This window comes from Roseivirga sp., from assembly GCF_965216855.1.
Lineage (GTDB): Bacteria > Bacteroidota > Bacteroidia > Cytophagales > Cyclobacteriaceae > Roseivirga.
Genome location: NZ_OZ244204.1, coordinates 537620 through 559417 on the forward strand (window position 1 = coordinate 537620; position 21798 = coordinate 559417).

21 protein-coding genes are annotated in these 21798 nt (G+C 42.8%); 14 read left to right on the top strand and 7 right to left on the bottom strand.

Annotation, left to right across the window (positions count from 1 at the left end; genetic code table 11):
* Positions 1-14: 14 nt before the first annotated feature.
* Complete coding sequence (locus ACOOEY_RS02405) at positions 15-188, bottom strand: hypothetical protein (protein WP_420387077.1); 174 nt, start codon at positions 186-188, stop codon at positions 15-17.
* A 189-nt stretch (positions 189-377) separates the two neighbouring features.
* On the opposite strand from ACOOEY_RS02405, the gene ACOOEY_RS02410 reads away from it, so the two are divergent.
* The 8 genes from ACOOEY_RS02410 (at position 378) to ACOOEY_RS02445 (ending at position 7471) form a co-directional block, all read left to right on the top strand.
* Positions 378-983: an SET domain-containing protein gene (locus ACOOEY_RS02410; RefSeq protein ID WP_420387078.1), complete on the top strand. Its 606-nt coding sequence runs from the start codon at positions 378-380 to the stop codon at positions 981-983.
* A gap of 138 nt (positions 984-1121) precedes the next feature.
* Positions 1122-1481, top strand: a complete 360-nt coding sequence (locus tag ACOOEY_RS02415; protein ID WP_420387079.1) for a DUF2200 domain-containing protein — start codon at positions 1122-1124, stop codon at positions 1479-1481.
* Positions 1482-1845: 364 nt separating this feature from the next.
* On the top strand, positions 1846-2313 hold the full coding sequence (locus ACOOEY_RS02420; protein WP_420387080.1) for an N-acetyltransferase: 468 nt from the start codon (positions 1846-1848) through the stop codon (positions 2311-2313).
* A 63-nt stretch (positions 2314-2376) separates the two neighbouring features.
* The gene (locus tag ACOOEY_RS02425; RefSeq protein WP_420387081.1) at positions 2377-2952 is read left to right on the top strand and encodes a Crp/Fnr family transcriptional regulator; all 576 of its coding nucleotides are present in this window, start codon (positions 2377-2379) and stop codon (positions 2950-2952) included.
* Positions 2953-3025: 73 nt separating this feature from the next.
* Positions 3026-3385, top strand: a complete 360-nt coding sequence (locus ACOOEY_RS02430; protein ID WP_420387082.1) for a DUF4406 domain-containing protein — start codon at positions 3026-3028, stop codon at positions 3383-3385.
* A gap of 73 nt (positions 3386-3458) precedes the next feature.
* On the top strand, positions 3459-4166 hold the full coding sequence (locus ACOOEY_RS02435; protein ID WP_420387083.1) for a ZIP family metal transporter: 708 nt from the start codon (positions 3459-3461) through the stop codon (positions 4164-4166).
* A gap of 202 nt (positions 4167-4368) precedes the next feature.
* Positions 4369-6174, top strand: coding sequence for a translational GTPase TypA (typA, locus tag ACOOEY_RS02440; protein WP_420387084.1), 1806 nt, complete (start codon positions 4369-4371; stop codon positions 6172-6174).
* Positions 6175-6982: 808 nt separating this feature from the next.
* A complete protein-coding gene (locus tag ACOOEY_RS02445) occupies positions 6983-7471 on the top strand; it encodes a hypothetical protein (RefSeq protein WP_420387085.1) in 489 nt (162 codons plus the stop codon).
* A 92-nt stretch (positions 7472-7563) separates the two neighbouring features.
* On the opposite strand, the gene ACOOEY_RS02450 is transcribed toward ACOOEY_RS02445, so the two are convergent.
* The 4 genes from ACOOEY_RS02450 to ACOOEY_RS02465 form a co-directional block, all read right to left on the bottom strand.
* Entirely contained in the window at positions 7564-8610 is a 1047-nt protein-coding gene (locus tag ACOOEY_RS02450; RefSeq protein ID WP_420387086.1) for a phytase, read from the bottom strand.
* A gap of 58 nt (positions 8611-8668) precedes the next feature.
* On the bottom strand, positions 8669-11443 hold the full coding sequence (locus tag ACOOEY_RS02455) for a TonB-dependent receptor (RefSeq protein WP_420387087.1): 2775 nt from the start codon (positions 11441-11443) through the stop codon (positions 8669-8671).
* Positions 11444-11688: 245 nt separating this feature from the next.
* Positions 11689-13389: a tetratricopeptide repeat protein gene (locus ACOOEY_RS02460; protein ID WP_420387088.1), complete on the bottom strand. Its 1701-nt coding sequence runs from the start codon at positions 13387-13389 to the stop codon at positions 11689-11691.
* Positions 13390-13626: 237 nt separating this feature from the next.
* Complete coding sequence (locus ACOOEY_RS02465) at positions 13627-14496, bottom strand: SDR family oxidoreductase (RefSeq protein WP_420387089.1); 870 nt, start codon at positions 14494-14496, stop codon at positions 13627-13629.
* Positions 14497-14637: 141 nt separating this feature from the next.
* On the opposite strand from ACOOEY_RS02465, the gene ACOOEY_RS02470 reads away from it, so the two are divergent.
* Together ACOOEY_RS02470 and ACOOEY_RS02475 are read left to right on the top strand one after the other, a co-directional pair.
* Positions 14638-15594 (top strand): OmpA family protein, encoded by a 957-nt coding sequence (locus ACOOEY_RS02470; protein WP_420387090.1) that lies wholly within the window; start codon positions 14638-14640, stop codon positions 15592-15594.
* A gap of 31 nt (positions 15595-15625) precedes the next feature.
* The gene (locus tag ACOOEY_RS02475) at positions 15626-15889 is read left to right on the top strand and encodes a hypothetical protein (protein WP_420387091.1); all 264 of its coding nucleotides are present in this window, start codon (positions 15626-15628) and stop codon (positions 15887-15889) included.
* Positions 15890-15896: 7 nt separating this feature from the next.
* Here the strand turns inward: ACOOEY_RS02475 and ACOOEY_RS02480 are convergent, their stop codons facing one another.
* A complete protein-coding gene (locus ACOOEY_RS02480; protein WP_420387092.1) occupies positions 15897-17147 on the bottom strand; it encodes a DUF819 domain-containing protein in 1251 nt (416 codons plus the stop codon).
* Between the two features lie 180 nt (positions 17148-17327).
* Between ACOOEY_RS02480 and ACOOEY_RS02485 the strand changes: the two genes are divergently transcribed.
* From ACOOEY_RS02485 to ACOOEY_RS02500, 4 genes are read left to right on the top strand one after another with little or no spacing between them, the layout of a single operon-like run.
* On the top strand, positions 17328-18719 hold the full coding sequence (locus ACOOEY_RS02485) for a sodium-dependent transporter (RefSeq protein ID WP_420387093.1): 1392 nt from the start codon (positions 17328-17330) through the stop codon (positions 18717-18719).
* 56 nt (positions 18720-18775) lie between these two features.
* Positions 18776-19858, top strand: a complete 1083-nt coding sequence (locus ACOOEY_RS02490) for a carbohydrate-binding family 9-like protein (RefSeq protein ID WP_420387094.1) — start codon at positions 18776-18778, stop codon at positions 19856-19858.
* A complete protein-coding gene (locus ACOOEY_RS02495; RefSeq protein WP_420387095.1) occupies positions 19858-20250 on the top strand; it encodes a hypothetical protein in 393 nt (130 codons plus the stop codon). Before ACOOEY_RS02490 ends, ACOOEY_RS02495 begins: the two co-directional genes overlap by 1 nt.
* A gap of 5 nt (positions 20251-20255) precedes the next feature.
* A complete protein-coding gene (locus ACOOEY_RS02500) occupies positions 20256-21344 on the top strand; it encodes a family 10 glycosylhydrolase (RefSeq protein WP_420387096.1) in 1089 nt (362 codons plus the stop codon).
* Between the two features lie 62 nt (positions 21345-21406).
* On the opposite strand, the gene ACOOEY_RS02505 is transcribed toward ACOOEY_RS02500, so the two are convergent.
* Positions 21407-21748, bottom strand: a complete 342-nt coding sequence (locus ACOOEY_RS02505) for a hypothetical protein (RefSeq protein ID WP_420387097.1) — start codon at positions 21746-21748, stop codon at positions 21407-21409.
* Positions 21749-21798 lie beyond the last annotated feature (50 nt).

A 21798-nucleotide genomic window follows, 5' to 3' on the forward strand; every position in this document is an offset into this window, starting at 1 on the left:
ATTATCCTGTCGCCCTACACCCAACTGAATAGAATCAGTCCGTCATTCCTGGAATGCCTCTTTCCTTTTCCATCCCAAAGCAATGCCTTATTTAAGTCATACGCCCACACCTGCCTCAATGCCATCATCAAATAACTGTAGATACTTCGGCTGCGCCTCAGCATAGAAATGTCTGCGGTTCTTTCCATCCCGAGGTAACGAGGGACCTGAGCATAATCCGATCACACAAAACCCACTTTCCAGAAAGAAATTCCGATCTCAATAATTGAGAAACCATCACCTATTGCTCCACATTTAATTTCAGTCTATCTTTCATTGAACTCAAAAGAATATCAGTCATACTGATAACTGAGAGCGGAAAATTGATTTCGCGAAAGATGATACACCCCAACACAGAACTGAGATTTATCAGTAAAGAAATCGGCTACGGGGTAGTAGCCACAGATTTCATTCCCGCAGGTACCATTACCTGGGCTTTAGATCAATTAGACAGAGAGTTTAGTCCATTGGAATTCCAGCAGATGGAACCCATCTACCAGACCATACTCGATACTTATACCTTCAGAAACAATAAGGGCAACTTTGTTCTCTGTTGGGATAATGGCCGTTTTGTCAATCATAGTTTTAACTCCAACTGTCTGACCACTGCCTATGACTTTGAAATTGCTATCCGTGACATACAAGTTGGTGAGCAACTGACTGACGACTACGGCTATCTCAACATCCCCTTTCCTTTCCGGGCTATGGACGAGGGCACAAAGCGGAAGATTGTTTATCCAGACGATCTGATCAAATACTACAAGGTATGGGATGGAAAGATCAAAAAGGTATTCCACAAAATCCCTAAAGTAGATCAACCATTAAAAGAACTTATCACAAGTGATACCTGGAACAAAGTCAACGAAATCGTAGCAGGCCAGTCTGAAATGGACTCGATTCTCAAAAACTACTATGATGAGAAAAACATGAATGGGCATAATTAGGCTAGCCTGATACTCTGGATATTTGGAATTCAGATGCCATACATAAAGACCTCATTGACAAGTATCAGCTAAACTGATGATAGATTATGATTTGAGTAGATTCAATTTAACTTTACTCTTCTATTAAATATTGATGTTATGAGCACCACTCCAGAACATGATCAGCGAATTGCTGTAATGACCTTTTCCTCGGTTTATCCTCACTATGTCACTAAAGTGGAAAAGAAAGGCCGCAGTCAGGAAGAACTGCATGAAGTGATTGAATGGCTAACCGGATTCAACGACCAGGCCATTCAGGACCTTATCGACAAAAAGGCTACTTTTCAGGAGTTCTTTGCCGAAGCCAAACTGCATCCCAATGCTGAGCTGATCACAGGAAGCATTTGCGGATACAAAATCCAGGACATTCAAACCCCTTTAACCAAACAGGTACGGTACCTCGATAAACTGGTGGATGAACTGGCTAAAGGGAAGAAGATGGAGAAAATTCTAAGGTAGTTTCTTTAGATTTCAGATGTTAGAGATTAGATGTTAGAGATTAGACGTTAGACGTTAGAACCTATCTCCTGATAACTAATCCTCGATTACATGGAGGATTTCAGAGAAATCGATTTGCAATCGACAAGTTTAACCCTGAAAATCTGCCATGAAACTTATTCGCACCAACCTAACTCCCGATAACTAATCCTCGATGGCATCGAGGGTTTTAGAGCAATCGATTTGCAATCGACAAGATTAATCCCGAAAATCTGCCATGAAACTTATTCGCACCAACCTAACTCCCGATAACTAATCCTCGATTACATTGAGGGTTTTAGAGCAATCGATTTGTAATCGACAAGTTTAATCCTGAAAATCTGCCATGAAACTTATTCGCACCAATCAGCTGTCAAAAGAGCAAAAATTGCAGATTTTTGAAATCTGGAATAACGAATATCCGGCCAAAATTGGCTACAAAGATATTTCAGAGTTTGAGGCTTATTTGGAAAAACTAGCTGACCAACATCACATTTTAGCGTTGGATAGTGCTCAAAGTGTAAAAGGCTGGTTTTTCGACTTTATAAGGGAGGAGGACCGTTGGTTTGCAATTATCCTCGACTCAAGTCTTCAGGGAAAAGGAATCGGCTCAAAGATTCTGGATTTAGCCAAAAGTATCAACACCGTTTTAAATGCCTGGGTAACTGACCATAATACTGACCTAAAGAAAAATGGTGAGCCCTACCTCTCCCCGCTTCAGTTTTATGTCAAAAACGGATTTGAAGTACTAACTGAGGTAAGGGTAGAAACAGACATTCTGTCTGCAGTCAAAATCAGGTGGACTAAAGATTAGCTTCCGGCACCGCTCTCCTTTTCATAAAACACATTAACTTATTCCCATCAAACTTTTGGTTCAGTGAATACCGACCTCATCTTATCAAATATTTCAAAACACGTAACACTGAATGCTGAGGAACAAAGGTTGTTGACAGGTTTGCTCAGCGAAGAATCCGTCAAAAAGAATACTCATCTACTCCGGGAAGGTGAACCTTGTCAGTACCTCTACTTTGTAAACTCTGGCACGCTCAGAGCCTATTGTCTCAATGCACATGGCAAAGAATCGACCGTGATGTTTGGCATCAGTGACTGGTGGATCACCGATATGCACTGTTATCTCAATCAACTACCTTCTATGGTCTATTTACAGGCAGTTTCCTCATGTGAAGTACTGAAACTATCCTTTGATGATCTGAATAGTTTACTAGAGGAAGTCCCTGCATTTAATACCTTCTTCCGTATCCTTATGCAAAAGGCTTATTGCCGGGAGCAACTGAGAATGATTGAGAATCTCTCCATTCCGGCCTTCAACCGCTATGAAAATTTCATTCAAAAGTATCCGCTTATTGCCCGCCAGGTTCCACTCAAACACATTGCCTCTTATCTGGGGGTAACCCCAGAATTCCTGAGTACGGCCAGATCCAGAAAGGATTAGTTTCCTCTGTTACTTTCTTAATGTACATTATTCTTTCTCTTGCAGCTGTTTTACTTCTTTGTAGAAAAAAGATATGCTCATACTGATTGCTGGTCCCTATAGAAGTGGCACCAATGATGACCCAGAACTTATTCAAAAAAACCTCGATAACCTGGAATCAATGGCCCTCCCCCTATTTAGAAAGGGGCATGTGCCTTTAATTGGCGAATGGATAGCCTTACCTCTTATGCATCTGGCAGGCTCCAAAAACATTGGAGATGAAGTGTGGCATGAGATTCAATATCCCGTAGCACATAGACTTCTAAAAAAGTGTGATGCCGTATTGAGAATTTCCGGAGAATCTAAAGGGGCTGATCAGGATGTAGAAATTGCTAAGCAACTGGGGTTGAAAGTTTACTACAGCCTCGATGAGGTGCCTGCAACCGAGGTATAATCTTTCTGGCTTTCCTATTTGCATCGAGAAAGAATCCTAACTTAAAGGAACTGATCACCAAAATGGATTGCCAATGCTTAGCTCTATTGTTCTCTATGCTGGATTTGCCGGGATAACCATTTTCATAGGAGGCTTACTGGCCAATTACTTTAATCATCACATTCCTGAGAGTCCGGTCAAGTATGAAATCACGCATACCCTGATGTCATTTGGAGCGGGTATTATCCTATCCGCTTTGGCCCTGGTACTGGTACCGAAAGGAATTGAAGAACTAGGGCTTCTCCCTTTAGTGGTTTCCTTTCTCATTGGTGCTGTAGCATTTATGTTGCTCGATGAGTATCTGGCTAAGCGAGGCGGACAGGTAGCCACACTTCTGGCTATGTTAATGGACTTTATTCCGGAATCCATTGCTCTGGGAGCTGTCTTTGCATCTGATTATGGCACTGCCGTTCTTTTAGCAGTAATTATTGGACTACAAAACTTGCCTGAGGCTTTCAATGCCTATAGAGACCTGGTACAAAGTGGACTGAGTACTAAAAAAACACATCTGATTTTCTTCTGCCTGAGCTTTCTCGGAATTATTGGAGCACTCTCGGGACATTTCTTTCTGACCAATTCCCCGGTACTTACTGCTTACTTGATGACCTTTGCCAGTGGAGGTATCCTCTATCTACTGATTCAGGACATTATTCCCGAAAGTAAAATGGAAAAGAACTACCTCACTTCTCTGGGAGCTACGCTTGGCTTTTTGGTTGGAATGATTGGTGAGAAAATAGTTTAGGACAAACTCGCACCTGTTTCCTTTATACATAGGCTTTTCTTAATCAGTATCTATCCTGAGATTTATCCTTGTAAAGGACCAAATGACCGTTTCATCTCTCTCCAATGACTGACCCGCAACCCTTTGCACATACTATTTTCAAACCCGTAATACACAAGTCATATTAAAAACCTACCTTTGCGGCTCGAATTGAAGAGCCCGTATGAAGAGCATCAGAAATATTGCCATTATCGCACACGTAGACCACGGTAAAACAACCCTGGTTGACAAAATTATTCATGCCTCTAAATTATTTAGAGACAACCAGGAATCTGGTGAGTTAATTCTGGATAACAACGACTTAGAGCGCGAGAGAGGAATTACCATCCTTTCGAAAAACGTATCTGTTACTTACAAAGATGTTAAGATCAACATCATTGACACTCCTGGTCACGCAGACTTTGGTGGTGAAGTAGAACGTGTATTGAAAATGGCTGATGGCGTACTGCTTTTGGTAGATGCCTTTGAAGGTCCTATGCCACAGACTCGCTTTGTATTGAGCAAAGCTCTTGGCCTAGGCCTTACTCCTATTGTTGTGGTGAACAAGGTAGATAAAGAAAACTGTAGACCTGACGAAGTACATGAGCAGGTTTTCGACCTGATGTTCAACCTTGATGCTACTGAGGAGCAACTGAACTTCGAAACCATGTATGGTTCTTCCAAGAATGGATGGATGAGTGATGATTGGAAAAACCCAACCGACACCATTACTCCACTTCTTGACAAAATATTAGATACTATTCCTGAGGCTCCAAGCCCTGAAGGTACACCACAGTTCCAGGTAACTTCTCTAGACTACTCTTCTTATGTGGGTAGAATTGCGATTGGACGTGTTTACCAAGGCAAGCTGGAAGAAGGAAAGTCAATGGGCTTAACCAAAGCTGACGGCTCTATTCAACGGGTAAGAATCAAAGAACTTCAGGTTTTTGAAGGCCTGGGTCGTGTGAAAGTTCCTGAAGTAAAAGCGGGTGATCTTTGTGCGGTTGTAGGACTGGAAGACTTTGAAATTGGTGACACACTCACTGATTTTGAAAATCCTGCTCCACTCCCACGTATTGCAATTGATGAGCCTACAATGAATATGCTCTTCACAATTAACAACTCTCCGGGCTTCGGCTCAGAAGGTAAATTTGTTACCTCACGCCACCTGAGAGATCGCTTAATGAAAGAGACTGAAAAGAACCTGGCTCTCCGAGTAGACCCTACTGATTCAGAAGACAAATTCCTGGTTTATGGACGTGGTATTCTTCACTTGTCGGTATTGATCGAAACGATGAGACGTGAAGGCTATGAGTTGATGGTAGGCCAGCCTCAGGTAATCTTCAAAGAAATTGACGGTAAAAGATGCGAACCGATTGAAACCCTGGTAGTAGATGTTCCGGAAGAAGTTTCAGGTAAAGTAATTGAGTTGGCTACTCAACGTAAGGGTGAATTAACCATTATGGAGCCCAAAGGCGATCAGCAACATCTTGAGTTTGATATTCCTTCAAGAGGTTTGATCGGCTTGAGAAATAACGTTTTGACTGCTACCGGTGGAGAAGCTGTAATGAACCATCGCTTCAAGGAATACCAGCCTTACAAAGGTGAGATTAAGGGTAGAATCAACGGCTCGTTAATCTCCATGGAAAATGGCCCTGGAACCGCTTACTCTATCGATAAACTACAAGACAGAGGTGTATTCTTTGTTCCTCCGGGTGAAGATCTATACACAGGTCAGGTAATCGGAGAGCACAACAGAGAGAATGATATCGTGGTGAATGTTCAAAAAGGTAAAAAACTGACGAACATGAGAGCTGCGGGATCAGATGATAACTCTAAAATCGCACCTCCAAGAAGGTTCTCTCTGGAAGAAGCCATGGAATACATTCAAAAGGATGAATACCTGGAAATCACTCCTAAGAACATCCGTATGAGAAAAATTTACCTGGACGAGAATACTCGTCTGAGAATGGCTAAATCTGAGGGTTGATACCATATTAAAAGCTGATAAAAAGAGGTTGTCTCGAGTTTGCCGGATTACGTCATTCTGAACTCGTTTCAGAGTCTCAATAGATTCTGAAACGAGTTCAGGGTGATGCCGGGCAGGCTTTTGAAACAACCTCTTTTTTACCCATCGCCACCCTTTCTTTCTATCCAACTGAAATCCAATGAGCCAGTTAAGGCAGATACTTCGGCTGCGCCTCAGCATAAAAAGCTAACCCATCAGAACCCCATCATTCGCCACAATCGGTATCCTCACCGATTGATCGATTATGTTAAAGGTTTAACAAGCTCAATCCGTCAAAATGAAGACACCGTAACCGGGTATATACCATTTCAAAAGGCCTGGCGGGCTTACAACACACCTCTTCTTCTCACCTTTTCCATTCCAGGCGAGCGAGGAACCGACCGCATTCACTCATCCAACTGAAGTCCAATGAGCCAGTTAAGCCAGATACTTCAGCTGCGCCTCAGCATAAAAAGCTAACTCGTCAGAACCCCATCATTCGCCACAATCGGTGTCCTCACCGATTGATTGATTATGTTAAAGGTTTAACAAGCTCAATCCGTCAAAATGAAGACACCGTAACCGGGCATGTACCATTTCAAAAGGCCTGGCCGGCTTACAACACACCTCTTCTTCTCAGCTTTTCCATTCCAGGCGAGCGAGGATCTACCTCTGGTCTAATCATTCCACTGAAGCACAATGACTCCACTCCCTCGTAAAGAATAAAATTGAACTACGATTACAACCCCATTCTTCTCTCTGGTGTCTAAGAACCAGACAACATTAGACCATGAGAAAGCTCGTTCTATTTTTCGGCTTAGTTACAGCAGGGTTTATCATCGCCTGTGAAGATCAGATCGGCAGTTCGCAAGCTGAAAGCAATGGTGAGGAATACCTGATTTTTGGAACCTTTCATGGTCATTGTCTCCCTTGTGAAAACACTATGTACAAGGTAACAAGAACGGACTTGACCTTCGATGACATGAGCCTATTCCCCGGCCTGACTTATCAATTCTCCAAAGATGGCCAATTGAGCACAACAGATTTCAACAACTCCATTCAACTACTCGACTTGTTACCTTCAGCTATCAAAGAGGCTGATAAAGAAGTATATGGTTGCCCTGACTGTGCCGATCAGGGAGGTTACTATCTGGAATTCATACAACACGGAGAAATCAAGAGAGTCATTTTAGATACCAGCGATACAGAAGATCAATCAGAAGACATGGTCAACTTTAAGGATGCCATGTCGGTGATCATCCAAATTATCGGAGCATAAGGGAATTAGATCAGACTGTGGCTGAAAAGCCTCCATAAAAAAGGTGTGGCCAATAGCCACACCTTTTAAATTATAATGAAAAACTCCCGAGCCTATTTGACTAATAAAGAGTCGAGAATATCTTCTGGTCGGTAATATTGAAAAGTCCTATTATCCGACATGGCTACAAATAATCCTTTGGCAAAGGTGCTATTCAAGGCTACTGAAGTAATTTCGGAACCATCACTTTCATTGGTAGATACCTTTACGGCCTTGATTAAATCATGCTGATGCGGGTTTGTAGCAGTTCCTTCGCGAGGGAAGATTCTGAACATATTGGCCTGCTGATCTGACACCAGAATAAAGCCCTTCCCATTTCCGGTATTGTAGATAGAAATGCCCTCATGGTCATCTTTAAATCCATCTATACCGAACAAAGCCAGTTCTTCATTACCCTTTTCCGGGTCAGCATAGTACTTCCTGATACCAATATTCTCATCGGAATAATAAACATATCCTAACTCGTGGTCTACCGCGATGGACTCTATCTCCTTGGTGCCACTAAACTTACCGAACTTCCTGACGAGGGTTGCCTGCAGTTGCCCGGTCGAGTCAGACTCCAGCAAGTACTGCCAGAGATAACCCTCCTTCGGGCCATTCTTCCTGCCCATAATCACATAGGTCTTCCCATCTACCGGTCGCTGATAAAGGGCTATCCCCATCAGGTCACGATACTCCGGCCCAGTCTCGCCCTCGAACATAGGAAAACCACCACCATCGATCGGTTTCATATCAGGCACTGAGATAACCCTGAGCATTGAGTTTAATCGCTCACCCGTCACAGCAAAGTCAACAGTATCGTTACCCACTGCCAGATGGTAACCAACGTCTACATTATTAGGTCGTTTGAGGCCTTTCACTACTTTCTCAGGAAAAATTCTGCCATTCAGGTCAAACACGTACAGGGCCCCGTCTTCATCCTTATCAGTTCCAATGACAAGACTTTTGGAAGGGTCTTCCTGATTAATCCATATAGCAGGATCATCAGAGTCGTACTGCACCGGTTCTGTTGAAAGTACCGGTTTCACCGCAGGAACACCCGGTCCACAGGCAGCTACCAAAGCAGCCGAGCATATTATTATTAGCTTAATTCTCTTCATGGATAAAGCATAAGGTGGCCCCGAAAGACCACCTTTATCTATCTAAATTAAACCTTGCTTACTGGTTGTTGAACAAGTCAAACTTCAAACCTGCATTGAATCTTACATTGTAATATTCCATCTGCATGGTTCTGCTGCTTACCCCTTGATAGTATCTCAAAGGTTGGTTAGTCAGGTTATTGACCTCGAAGAAGAATCTCCACTGAGGGGTAAAGGCATAAGAACCATTTACATCAAGGAAAGTCTGCTTATCGTAGAACCTGTCTTCGAACGCATCACCACCCAACTCATCGATATAGTCACTGGCATAGTTCAATGATGCTCTCAATACAAGCTTATTGGTTTCGTATGAAAGTGAAGCATTGAACATGTTATTGGCAGTTCCCGGCAACTCAAGATCATCGTCTTCTCTACCCTGAATACCTGTAGTGCTGGACTCTGTGTAAGTATAGTTTAGATAAAGCCCTAAACCTTTCCAGATCTGGCGTTGGAATGAAACCTCCAAACCATAGATTTCAGCAGTACCACCGTTTTCGAATGTGGTATATTCTAAGTTAGTACCGAAAGCAGGGTCAGTATAATCTTCAATGACTCTTTCGTAGATGAATTTATCGAGGTCTTTGTAGAACACACCTCCTGAAACGATACCGATGTTTTCGAAGTAATTCTCATACATCAGGTCGAAGTTCATTGAAGTAGTAGGCTCCAGTTCAGGGTTACCTCTTACCAACTCCTCGTCATCAGGACTGAATTCAGCATAAGGTACCAAATCGAAGTAGTTTGGTCTGGCAATGGTATTTGTCCAGGCAAAACGAAGAACAGAGTTATCGTTGAAGTTATAATTCAGGTGAACACCCGGCATAAAGTTACCATAGCTCTGATCATCTGAAGCCTCAGAAATGTTGTCATTATCAACATCCAGAATAAAGCCTGAATAGTCGATGCTTGTACCTTCATATCTCAAACCTACAATTCCGGAAAGGTTCTTATTGAATTCAATGTCGGCCATGGCATAAGCTGCGTAGATATTCTCTGTAGCTGTATAATTACTAGGCACATATTCACCCAACTCATCAGACTGATCGAAGAGGCTTGTATTGTTCAAGTCAAGGTTACCCAGGAAGTTTGGAGTAACAAATCGACCTACATTATACTGACTACCCGCCAGATAATCCGGGTTAGAGTAGTCGCTGTTAGGAACATCTCCTATGGTTGCGCCAAAGGCATCTTCATCAAGTGGCTCGTAAGAGAAGAAGTTGTTTCTTCTTAGCTTATTCTTATTTCTCAATCTGGCACCGAACTTAATCATGGTGTTTTTGGAAGCTGGCATCTGGAAATCCACTCTTGCATTGAAGTCCTCATCTTCAGTATAATCATGGTTTTCGCTGATCTCATGGAATCCAATTCCCAGGTTATCTGCCGGATTCAAAAGGTTACTGTTAGGAAACTCAGGGTCTCTCAGGTCAACAAAAACACTTTGTCCGCCTGATCTGTAAGAGATGTATCGTTCGTTTGGTCTGTCTTCCGAAGCTTTCGCATAAGTAGCAGACCATGTCAGCTTCAAAGTATTGAAGAGGTGCTCCCCTTTCAAGGTCACGTTACGGTTTCTCTGATCTTCCAGTCTTCTGGCCTTCACTCTATCACTATCTAACCCCCCTTTGGTCTGATACTGAACACGAGCTTCACCATTGATGGTAAAGTAACCGGGAGAAGTCTCTACGGCAAAACCATCGTCATAAGCATCATCGAGTTGAGAAACTCTCATTCTGAATCTGTTTTCCCAGTCATCTCTCCAGTTATACACTCCTGATAAATACAGCTTATGGTTTGGATTGATCTCATAGTCAAGTGCCAGGTTGAAGCTTCTTCTTACTCTTTGTACCTGATACTCTCTGATGTCGAATTCTTCAATAAAGGCTTCTCCATCGTCACCTTCGAACCAAACGGCTTCAACATTGTCTGACCCGAAATCATGGTTATTATAGCTGGCAGAGAATACTGCGCCCAGTTTACCATTGGCAAAACGATCTGAAGCAATGACAGAACCAGTCCAGATGGGCTTTTCTGATAGGAAATTAAAACCTGAAGCCAATGTACCTGATACCCTGCGTCCGGCCGGAGCAGAACGGGTTACCAGGTTGACAGAACCTCCGATGGCATCGGCATCCATATCCGGCAATACAGCTTTATTCACCTGAATAGTCTGAATCAAATCTGCAGGAATGAGGTCAAGCTGGATATTTCTGTTATCTCCTTCGGCTGAAGGAATTCTCTCTCCATTTAATGTCACAGAGTTTAACTGAGGTGCAAGACCTCTTACAATAATGTTTCTGGCTTCACCCTGGTCATTTTGAATGGTGATACCAGGAATACGCTTGAGTGCATCTCCAATGTTGGCATCAGGGAAACGACCAATCTGATCTGCTGCCACCACATTGGTGATGTTGGCATTTGTTCTCTGTTGGTTCAATGCTTTGGCCTGACCTTTCAGTCTGTCACCCATTACAATTACCTGACCTCCTTCGGCAAAACCAGCTTCCATCTTAAAGTTAAGCTCAGTAGTAGCCCCTGAATTAATGGTAACTGTTTGTTCTATTTTCTTATATCCAATAAAAGTAACCGTTACGGTGTGCTCACCTGCCGGAATATCTACTATAGTATAGTAACCGTTGGCATCTGTTGGGATACCCTTTTCTAATTCTGGAAGCACCACACTGGCACCGGGCATAGGCAGTCCCAGCTCATCGAGAACCCGACCGGTCAATGATCCATTCTGGGCATAAGCCATAATGGAAAACGTGCTGATTAATAAGGTTAGTAATAGTCTTTTCATAGTTGTTTTTTGTATGACATTTCAATGCATCAAAAATGAAAATGTGCTAAGAACAGGTAATGAACAGACTATTAATTGTGTGATAAATTGAGGACTAAAAACGTTAACAAAGCATTAGCATCATTTTTCAACTCACTCTATTTCAATCATTTAAGAAAAATCCATTTGTTAACAGTTTAAGTCATTGAATGGAAAGTTTGACTCAATTAATTACCCGTGTGGAGCAGCTTACCTTGTACGAATGACTAGAAGCTGATCAGGTATTCCTGCACTTTCTGGCCGGAAGGTAATTCGAGTTTCTTCTTCAACCTGTGACGTGAGACTCTCAGGCTCTCAGGAGTAATACCTAACAGAGTGGAAATATCTTTGGAGGAGATACCCATTCTGATCAATGCGCAGAGCCTGACCTCAGAGTCTGTCAACTCAGGGTAGTCAGTTTTAATTCTCACAGAGAAATCATCGTGGACCTGATTGAAGCTGTCCTGGAAATGCTCCCACTCCCGATCGAACTGAAACCCTTTATCGATAGAAACGGATAGCTTATTCACCACATCTGCCTTCATTTCAGATTCTTTTTCCAGAGCAGTAATCTGCTCGCGCAGGTCTTTCAGTAATCGGTTCTTTTGAATGATGTGCAGTGTCTTAGTAGTGAGGTCCTGACTGCGGGCTTCCAGTTCCAGGTAGAATTGCTCTTCTTTTAGTCGTTTATTTTCCAGTTGGGTCTGCAAGGCTTGCTGTTCGAGTTCAATATTCTTGATTTTCGCATCACTTAAAGCCTTTTGGGCCTTTAGTGCCTCAGTGGCCTTGGTTCGCCTAAGTCTTTCCTGAAGTGCCACCAAGGTGACAAAGAAGATAAGACCAAGTGAACCCACAATCATAGTATTTCTCGTCTGGCCGCTAATCCGCTGCTCTGATTCCAGTTGTATGATGGCCTGTTCTTTCTCCTGTGTTTCGTATAGGGTTTGAAAGTTGGCAATCTGTCCGGCAATCTGAGAATTGAAAAGCCTTTGAGAAAACTCATAGGCACTGTCGTAATAAGTCAGTGCCAATTCAGCATTACTGTGAGCCCGATAGGTCTTTGCCAGATCATGGTATGCACTTAGTATTTCATAATTTAAATGCAGAGAGTCTGCCAGTTCAAGTGCCATAGTGGTGTATCTGACGGATTCGTCTACCACTCCGCGTTTTCTATAAGTGTCTCCAATGTTGTTCAAAGTGTTGACCAGGGCAGGCAGGTTATTACAAATAGAATCGTATTTGGCAGACAGGAGAAAGTAACGATAGGCTTCTTCAAAATCGCCCAGGTCTTCATGAATACTACCAATGTTATCATAGATGATGGCCAATCCCCTGCTATCATCCAGCTGCTGATAAATTTTCAAGGCTTTTTGCTGATAATAGAAGCCTGAGTCGGCATGGGCCGTTTTCTCATAGTAATGACCTATTACTCCATAGGTCTCTGCCAGTCCGGAGGAATCATTCAATGATTGAAAGAGGTTTCTGGCCAGATGGTATTCCTGCAGGGCTTTTTCCCATAAGTCGTGAAATTGATAGGCTGCCCCTAAGGCCAGCATGGTCTGAGCTGTTTCACCTTGCTCATCCAGCTGATCGAAGATTTTTAAAGCATCGGTGAGGTAAGAAATGGCATTGTCATAAGCGCCTTGCAGATAAAAGATTTCACCAATGGTTCTACGGGCTATGGCATAGTTTAACTCATCACCATTTTCCAGGGCACGGTCCATAGCCAGTTTGGCATAGTAAAAAGCCGAATCGGGATCGCTGGAGGCATAGAAATTACCGAGATCGTTCAAGGACCTGAGTTGAACAGAAAGGGTATTTGCCGAATTGGATGAGGTGGGGATCAGTACGTTATTGCTCTTTATCTGGGCATTCAAAGAGATACAAATCTCCAGAAAGAAACAGTAAAAGACTAGCTTCCTGATCATTTAGGAAAACTAGTACGCCAATGTTAGTTCAGCAGTTAGCCAATTTAAAGTTTATGTGAAGTTTTTGAGGACTGTATTAAGATAATGGTATTGAGTACCTGAAATCCTCTCACAAAGCAGGCACTCAATTGAAGAATTAATTTTAGATCACAAGCATTACTTAATCAGCTATTGTCTAAAGGTCGATTTTCTTAATCTTCCGTTTGGCTTTCCAATAGCCCCAAAGCAGTTTGGGGCTTATTGCTTTTTTCCTCTCGAAGCTTCCAGCATATCCCACATCTCCTGAGGTATTTTCTCCAGATGGCTGAACTCGCCTGCTCCCATAAGCCATTCGCCTCCATCTATGGTTACCACTTCGCCATTCACATAGGCTGAATAGTCTGACATGAGATAGGCCGCCAGGTTAGCCAGTTCCTGATGGTCTCCTACTCTTCCTACCGGTACGAGCTTAGCCGGATCGAATTTCTTTACCAGGTCACCGGGTAACAGTCTGCTCCAGGCACCTTCGGTTGGGAATGGCCCTGGGGCAATAGCATTCAACCTGATTTTATACTTGGCCCATTCAACAGCTAAAGAACGAGTCATGGCCAGAACACCAGCTTTTGCGCAGGCCGATGGCACTACATATCCGGAGCCGGTCCAGGCGTAGGTAGTGACAATATTGAGCACTGTTCCGGCTTGTTTTTGCTCAATCCACTTTTTACCCAGGGCCAGAGTAAAATTGGTACTCCCTTTCAGGACTATATCTATAATGGTATCGAAGGCACGATTGGAAAGGCGTTCTGTAGGACTTACAAAATTACCGGCTGCATTATTCAACAGCCCATGTATCGTTCCGAACTTCTCTTCTGTAACCTTCAATACGTTTTCTACCTGCTCATAATCTCTTACATCACAAGCAATAGGCAGTACTTTACCTCCGGTTTCTTCTTCCAGTTCGGCTGCACTCTTTTCCAGCACTTCCATTTTCCTACTGGTAATCACCAGGTTAGCTCCCAGTTCAAGGAAATACTTCCCCATTGAGCGGCCCAAACCGGTTCCACCACCTGTAACTATAATGGTCTGTCCTTTCAGCGCACCATCTCTTAACATTCCTTCAGTTCTCATTAATATTTCATCATAGGTTGAAGATCAAGTTATTGAATTTTCTCTGCATGCATAACATATTGAATTATCAAATTTCAATTTCAAGACTGTCCAATTCAATTGTCAAATGAATTCGGCATCTTTGTTAATAAACCCAAAGCAATGAATCGTCAAAAAGCTCAACTCTTACTTTTCACCTTAATTCTTATCAATCTTAGCTCCTGTGTGGCTAAAAAGGAATTCGATGCACTGTTCAATGAAAAGACCAATCTTGAAACCGAGAATGCTGAATTGAAGGAAAAACTAGAAATAGCCGAAGAGAAAATCAGCCGTCTGGAAGTACAGGTAGAAGAGTTTAAAAGCAAGTCTGAGGTACTTCAAAAAGACCTCGATTTTCTTCAGGAGCAGTTCAATACGGTTCAGGGTGAATATGAGAGAGTCAATCAGCTTTATAAAAACCTACTCAACAATAGTAATGAGCTGAGTACAGACCTCGCTCAACAACAACAGCGCCTGTTGGCCATTCAGGACGATCTGGAAATTGAAAGAAAAAAGAACCTGGAACTGGCTGAAGACCTGGCTAAACGAGAAGCCCGCGTAGCTGAATTAGAAAAGTTGATAGCTGATAAAGAGCAGGCCGTACAACAACTCAAAAGACGTGTGACTGATGCTCTGCTCAACTTTGACGAGGGTGAGCTAAAGGTTGAAGTGAAGAATGGCAAGGTCTACGTTTCTCTTGCCGAGAAACTACTGTTCGGTTCAGGAAGCAACAAAGTTGACGAACAAGGAGCCAATGCGTTGAAACAACTTGCTAATGCCCTTAAGGGAAATAGTGAAATCAATATTATGGTTGAAGGCCACACAGACAATGTACCTATTTCAAGAACATCGCAGTACATGAATGACAACTGGGATCTAAGCGTTATGCGGGCTACTTCTATCGTCAGAATTCTGGTGAGTAATGGAGTAAATCCGGAAGCCATTACTGCTTCAGGTAGAGGAGAATTCTCTCCTATAGAGCTGAATAATACGCCTGAGAACAAAGCCTTGAACAGAAGAACTGAGATTATTCTTACTCCTAAACTGGACGAGTTATTCCAGATTCTCGAAACCTATTAAACAATTCTAGTTAAACCGTGATTATCAAGTCATGAACGATCAGAACGAATACGCTGGGTATAGCATTGAAGAGTTAAACATCAAACTCAATCGCTTTAAGAAGATTCAAATGGCCATGTATGTAGCAGCCATTCTGGCCTCAATTACTATTGCTATTGTATCCTATGTTCAGAATGCACCTAAGGGTTATCAGATGATTCCCATATTTCTGGTTCTGGGTATCGGTTATCCTTTCCTTGCTTTTGGTGGATTGCGTAAGAAAATTCAGACTGAGTTAAACAGTAGGAATAAGTAAAAGCTCTTTAAGGAGATACATAAGACATTAACTGGGCGCAGATCAGTGCGCCATAGGTACCCAGTGCATAGCCTAACACAGCGAGTAACACACCTACAGGGGCCAGTGCCGGACTAAAGGCGGAAGCAACTACCGGAGCGGATGCGGCACCTCCCACATTGGCCTGACTGCCCACTGCCACAAAGAAGAACGGTGCCCGAATGATCTTGGCTACCACCACCATGATAATGACATGAAAAAGCATCCAGGTAATCCCTATTGAAAACAAACCCAGGTTGTCGAAGACTTCTCTGATATTCATTCGCATACCAATGGTAGCGACCAGAATAAAGATGAAAACACTTCCCAGGCGAGAGGCTCCGGCTCCTTCATACTTTCTGTATTTGGTGAATGAAAGGCCCACTCCTACGGTTGTGGCAATCACCACTATCCAGAAAAAGCCTGAAGCAAGAGATTCAAGAGAGTATTTTTCCAGCCAATCCATTCTGGCTTCCAGTAATGGCGCAATTACATCCGAACCCCAATGGGCCAGTGCTGTACCTCCAAAGGCAATGGCCAGGATCATATAGGTTTCTGAAAGGTTAGGAATTTTGGCTATACTGGCCTGGTACTTCTCCACTCTGTCTTTCAATTCATCGATGGCAGAGGTATCGGACTTCAGCCAGGCGTCAACCTTTTTCGTGATGCTCGCACCGTAAAGTAAGAATCCGGTCCAGATATTCGCGCAGATGACATCTACCACAATCATGGTAGCAAAGAGGTCATCACTTACTTCAAAGATTTCTTTCATAGAAGCCTGATTGGCTCCGCCACCAATCCAACTACCGGCTACTGTCGACAATCCTCTCCATACTTCTTCACCGTTACCCACATCTAAAACTCCGGGGGCGATGGTGGAAATGACCAGAATCGCCAGGGGGCCACCTAAAACAATCCCCACAGTAGCAGCCAAAAACATGATGATGGCCTTTGGTCCAAGGTTAAGAATTCCTTTGATATCAATGCTGAGACAAAGCAGTACCAGAGATGCCGGCAGCAAATAGCGGGATGCCACAAAGTAGAGGTTTGACTCTTCACCATCGATGAGCCCCAGTGGCCAGTTTAAAAGGGCCGGCAGGAAGTAGCACAGCAAGATACTGGGGACAAAGGTGTAGAACTTCTTCCAGAATGGTTTTGGTGAATTGGATGTATAAAACACCCAGGCCACCACTACAATCAACAAGCCGAGTACGATAGCGTCATTGGTAAAAAAAGGCATCTCCACAGGTTTGGTTCAACTTCAAGTATAAACAATTTTGCTTTGCGGCCCTTTCTTTTCGTCTCTATTCATTCCAAAAATGAGCTTTTGCTCTTTCTCACTAGACAAAGACGAATTTTTATATGGATGCCCGCCATAACCAAAGAGAATCCTATATATTCGAGTTTTAAAATTTAATGCATGGCTACTAGAGGAGGATTTTCAAGCAGACTCGGTTTTATTGCTGCCGCAGCAGGTTCGGCAGTTGGTTTAGGTAATATCTGGGGTTTCCCATATGAAGTAGGTCAAGGAGGTGGCGCTGCCTTTGTGGTAATGTACCTGATTTTCTGTTTCATCTTGTGTTATCCTGTGATGGTTACAGAAATCGCCATCGGTCGTAAAACTGAAAAGAACCCTGTTGGAGCTTTTAACTCACTTGGATTCCGTAAATGGAATTTCGTGGGAAAAATGGGAATCTTTAGTGGTTTCCTTATTCTGTCCTTCTATAACGTTATTGCGGGTTGGGCTTTCGGATACATCTTCGAAATGGCCTCAGGAAACTTTGGTATAGCAGATCACTTTGGAGAATTCGTGAAAGATGTCTTCAAAGTAGGTGCTTATGGACTACTCTTTATGGCAACAACTGCCTATGTGGTTTCGAAAGGTGTTTCAGGTGGTATAGAAAAAGCCGCTAAGTTTTTAATGCCAACACTGGTTATCATGATTCTGGCTCTGGTAGTATACTCATTGACTCTGCCAAATGCCATGGATGGATTGAAATTCTACCTGGTTCCTGACTTTTCTGAAATTAATGCTGAGGTAATTACCAACGCTTTGGGACAGGCTTTCTTCTCACTATCACTGGGAATGGGTGCCCTCATTACATATGGATCTTATGTTGACAAGAAAGAGAATATTGTAACTGCAGGAGCTTTGATTACCCTTGCCGATGTAGGTATCGCAGTAATTGCCGGTTTAATGATCTTCCCACTGATAGGCTTTATGAGTGGTGGCACTATGGATGGTGTCGGCAATGGCCCGGCATTGATCTTCGTAACGCTACCAAGCATTTTCGGAACCATTGGAGGTACACTAGGCACTATAGCAGGTACGGTATTCTTTGTTCTTCTCTGTTTTGCTGCGCTTACTTCTACCGTATCTCTCTTAGAGGTTCCTGTAGCCTATGTGGTGGACGAAAAGAAAGTGAACAGAAAACGTGCGGTTTGGATCGTTGCGGGACTCATCTACCTGATTGGTATTCCTTCCCTCTTAGGTAATGGTTATTCCGATTTCTTCACCAACTTCATTACCTATCCGGGGGCGGAAAGTGCAACTGACTTCCTAAGCTTTGTTGCTAACGTAGCCAACGATTCCTTCCTTCCTTTGGGAGGTTGCCTGATCGTTTTCTTTGCGGCTCATGTTTGGAAGAAACATAATCTGGATGAGGAATTGGCTCAGGGTGCTCCAAACTATAAAGGCTCATTTGTTCAGAAGTACCTGAACTTTGCAATCAGCTACCTGACTCCTATTATCCTGGCCTTTATTTTCATTATTACAGTATTGAAAACATATTTTGGCATCAACCTTTTTTAATAATTAGGCCGAATTAATGATATTGAATCCTCTCCCTGAAAAGAGAGGATTTTTTTATGCTAAGACTTTATACTACAACCTTAATACTCCTTCTCTCAACACTCGCCTACGCTCAGTATCCTTTAATAGAGAGCAGGGCTTATATATGTAAGCAGCCTGCCGAGACTATTGTTATTGATGGAAAAGCAGATGAGTCTTCGTGGATCAATGCCCAATGGACAAGTGACTTCGTGGATATTGAAGGTGACAAACGCCCAGCCCCCTCTCTTCAAACCCGTGTAAAAATGCTTTGGGATGAAGATTACTTCTATTTCTATGCTGAACTGGAGGAACCTCATATTTGGGCCAGGCTGAAACAAAGAGATACCGTCATTTTTTATGACAATGACTTTGAAATCTTCATTGATCCAGATGGAGATACTCAAAGTTATTATGAGTTCGAAGTGAATGCCTTCAATACTGTCTGGGACCTGATGCTAACCAGAGCTTATCGTGATAATGGACAGGCTATTGATAACTGGGACATCAACGGTCTTCAATCAGCCGTGCACATTGAAGGCAGTCTCAACGACCCTTCAGACAAAGATAAATACTGGTCGGTTGAAGTGGCAATGCCCTGGTCAGTTCTGGAAGAGGCTGCCTTTAAAGGTAAGGCACCCAAAGCAAGAGATGTATGGAGGGTTAATTTCTCCAGGGTACAATGGGATACCCGCATAGTCAATGGACAGTATGAGAAAGTGATTAATCCTGACAGAAAGCGGCCTGTTGAACACAATTGGGTTTGGTCACCGCAGAGGGTGATCAACATGCATGAACCTGAATTTTGGGGACAGGTGATGTTTTCTGCCAGTGTTGTCGGGGAAACTGACCAATATGTTTCTGATTTCGGCTCTGAAGAGGTCAGACAACTGCTCTCTCACGTTCATCGAAGCCAGAAACAGTATAAGAAGGACAAGGGTGAATTCAATACCAGCAAAGATGAATTACTCAGCTCGAAAGTATTCAATGTAGGTCGGCCCATTGTATGGGAATTACAGGCTGATAAATATCGATATCACGCCATTATGCAGCATCCGTTCAATGCCGGTATTTTATGGCATATCGATGAGACCGGAAGACTGTGGAAAGAGTTTAAGTAATGGCAATTAATGACAAAATTTTATATATCGAGCACAAGTCTAAACAAGATCATAAAGGAATGGCTTGGATTGGATTTGTCGAGTATTCTAAGTCTGGAAAAACAATTTACTTCAACGGTCTCGCTCTCAAAAAGCTAAAAAGTCCCCAACAAGATGGTAACTACTACGACCTAATAACCAAAGAAATTTATTGGGTTTCAGGAGTTAAACTCGATGGAAACGATAGGCATTGGTTGGGAAGCGGTAAGGTTAAAATTGACCAACGTATCATCAAAGATTATCTATCCATTTTAAATGTAGATAAGCTTGAAGCTACCAAATTTGAAATAGTCGAAATAAAAAACACCGATAAGGAAGCCTTTAAGAAATTTGAGAATGAATCTCACAATTAAGGAATATGAATAAAAGAGACTTTATTAAACAACTTGGGCTAGGATCAGCCGCCATTTTAAGTGCCCCGGTATTCTTTCAATCTTGTGAAGGAGAATCCGGAGAAGAGAAAGACTTCAAGCTGTGGGTTTGGACAGGTGGAGGAAATAAAACCGAGGCTCAATGGGATGAAGAATTGGCCGGACTCAAGTCTTTAGGCTTCTTTGGTGTTCTGGTTGGCGGTGGAAAACCGGTACTGGAGAAAGCTATTCCTGCGGCTAAAAAACATGGACTGGAAATACATGCCTGGCAATGGACAATGAACCGTCCGGGAGATAAAACTGCTCAACAGCATCCAGAGTGGTATGCCGTAAGTAGAGAAGGTAATTCCTGCTATGATGTAAGGCCCTATGTAGATTATTATCAATGGCTCTGCCCTACCAAGCCTGAAGTGCAGGAGTTCGTTTACAATGGTATGATGGAGATTTGCGACATAGACGGATTGGATGGTGTTCAACTTGACTATGTTCGCTATTGCGATGTTATCTTACCTCGTGGGCTATGGGAAAAGTATGATCTGGTCCAGGATCATGAAATGCCTGAGTTCGACTTCTGCTACTGTGAAGACTGCCGCTCTAAGTTCACGTCAGAACAAGGTTATGATCCACTCGATTTAGAAGACCCGAGCCAGGATGAAAAATGGAAGCAATTCAGGTATGATTCTATCACAAATCTCGTCAATAAAATTGCTGATGGAGTGCATCAAAGAGGCAAGAAGCTTTCGGCCTCTGTCTTTGCCACCCCTTCCCTGGCCAGAATGATGGTTCGACAGGACTGGGATAAATGGAACCTCGACTTTGTATTCCCTATGATCTACTATAAGTTTTATGCTGAGGACATAGACTTTATGAAACGAGCTACCGAAGAGGGAATTAAAGACCTGAATGGTAGCAAACCTCTTTACACTGCCTTCTATCTGGCAGACAAGAACAATGAAGAGTTAAAAGAAGCGATTGAATTAGTCAGGCAGACCAATGCCAATGGTATGGCATTCTATGACTATGGCCTGATGAATGAGGAATTCAGAGCCATCATCAAGGAGCAAAAAGAAGCTTAGTCTATTAATATCCTGTTTCAGCATCTTGAATCTAAGGTGCCGAAACAGGTATATACCTCAAATTAGTTTTCAGCCTTAACCGGAACGGTCTTAGCCCAAACTTTAGGCAAGTCTTTGTTTTCCTTCTTATGCCACCAAACGGCATAATCTGCACCTGATTTACTGTAATACTTCTCAATGTAGACGTAGTACTGCTTTTCAGACTCATCATAATACAAGCCGGCATCCTTAAATTGCTTCTTCATATCGGCCAGTACCTTTTCATTATCAGCTTTATCAGCTGAATTGGCAACGATGATGAGATAATCATTTCTTTGCACATCATCATCTGACTGAGCTTGTGCAGAAAAGCTGATCAGACAAAGTGCCACCACAGCTATCATGGTTGAAAATACTCTTTTCATGTGTCGGTTCTTTGGTAAAAGTCTCTTGAAATTAATCAGTTTATCGTTTT

Excerpts from the sequence above, each read along its gene's own strand:
- ACOOEY_RS02500 (WP_420387096.1), top strand. The coding sequence starts at position 20,256 with ATGAATAAAAGAGACTTTATTAAACAACTTGGGCTAGGATCAGCCGCC.
- ACOOEY_RS02415 (WP_420387079.1), top strand. The coding sequence starts at position 1,122 with ATGAGCACCACTCCAGAACATGATCAGCGAATTGCTGTAATGACCTTT.
- ACOOEY_RS02470 (WP_420387090.1), top strand. The coding sequence starts at position 14,638 with ATGAATCGTCAAAAAGCTCAACTCTTACTTTTCACCTTAATTCTTATC.
- ACOOEY_RS02490 (WP_420387094.1), top strand. The coding sequence starts at position 18,776 with ATGCTAAGACTTTATACTACAACCTTAATACTCCTTCTCTCAACACTC.
- ACOOEY_RS02455 (WP_420387087.1), bottom strand. The coding sequence starts at position 11,443 with ATGAAAAGACTATTACTAACCTTATTAATCAGCACGTTTTCCATTATG.
- ACOOEY_RS02460 (WP_420387088.1), bottom strand. The coding sequence starts at position 13,389 with ATGATCAGGAAGCTAGTCTTTTACTGTTTCTTTCTGGAGATTTGTATC.
- ACOOEY_RS02435 (WP_420387083.1), top strand. The coding sequence starts at position 3,459 with ATGCTTAGCTCTATTGTTCTCTATGCTGGATTTGCCGGGATAACCATT.
- ACOOEY_RS02465 (WP_420387089.1), bottom strand. The coding sequence starts at position 14,496 with ATGAGAACTGAAGGAATGTTAAGAGATGGTGCGCTGAAAGGACAGACC.
- ACOOEY_RS02475 (WP_420387091.1), top strand. The coding sequence starts at position 15,626 with ATGAACGATCAGAACGAATACGCTGGGTATAGCATTGAAGAGTTAAAC.
- ACOOEY_RS02505 (WP_420387097.1), bottom strand. The coding sequence starts at position 21,748 with ATGAAAAGAGTATTTTCAACCATGATAGCTGTGGTGGCACTTTGTCTG.
- ACOOEY_RS02495 (WP_420387095.1), top strand. The coding sequence starts at position 19,858 with ATGGCAATTAATGACAAAATTTTATATATCGAGCACAAGTCTAAACAA.
- ACOOEY_RS02445 (WP_420387085.1), top strand. The coding sequence starts at position 6,983 with ATGAGAAAGCTCGTTCTATTTTTCGGCTTAGTTACAGCAGGGTTTATC.
- ACOOEY_RS02485 (WP_420387093.1), top strand. The coding sequence starts at position 17,328 with ATGGCTACTAGAGGAGGATTTTCAAGCAGACTCGGTTTTATTGCTGCC.
- ACOOEY_RS02410 (WP_420387078.1), top strand. The coding sequence starts at position 378 with ATGATACACCCCAACACAGAACTGAGATTTATCAGTAAAGAAATCGGC.
- ACOOEY_RS02420 (WP_420387080.1), top strand. The coding sequence starts at position 1,846 with ATGAAACTTATTCGCACCAATCAGCTGTCAAAAGAGCAAAAATTGCAG.
- ACOOEY_RS02405 (WP_420387077.1), bottom strand. The coding sequence starts at position 188 with ATGGAAAGAACCGCAGACATTTCTATGCTGAGGCGCAGCCGAAGTATC.
- ACOOEY_RS02480 (WP_420387092.1), bottom strand. The coding sequence starts at position 17,147 with ATGCCTTTTTTTACCAATGACGCTATCGTACTCGGCTTGTTGATTGTA.
- ACOOEY_RS02450 (WP_420387086.1), bottom strand. The coding sequence starts at position 8,610 with ATGAAGAGAATTAAGCTAATAATAATATGCTCGGCTGCTTTGGTAGCT.
- typA (WP_420387084.1), top strand. The coding sequence starts at position 4,369 with ATGAAGAGCATCAGAAATATTGCCATTATCGCACACGTAGACCACGGT.
- ACOOEY_RS02430 (WP_420387082.1), top strand. The coding sequence starts at position 3,026 with ATGCTCATACTGATTGCTGGTCCCTATAGAAGTGGCACCAATGATGAC.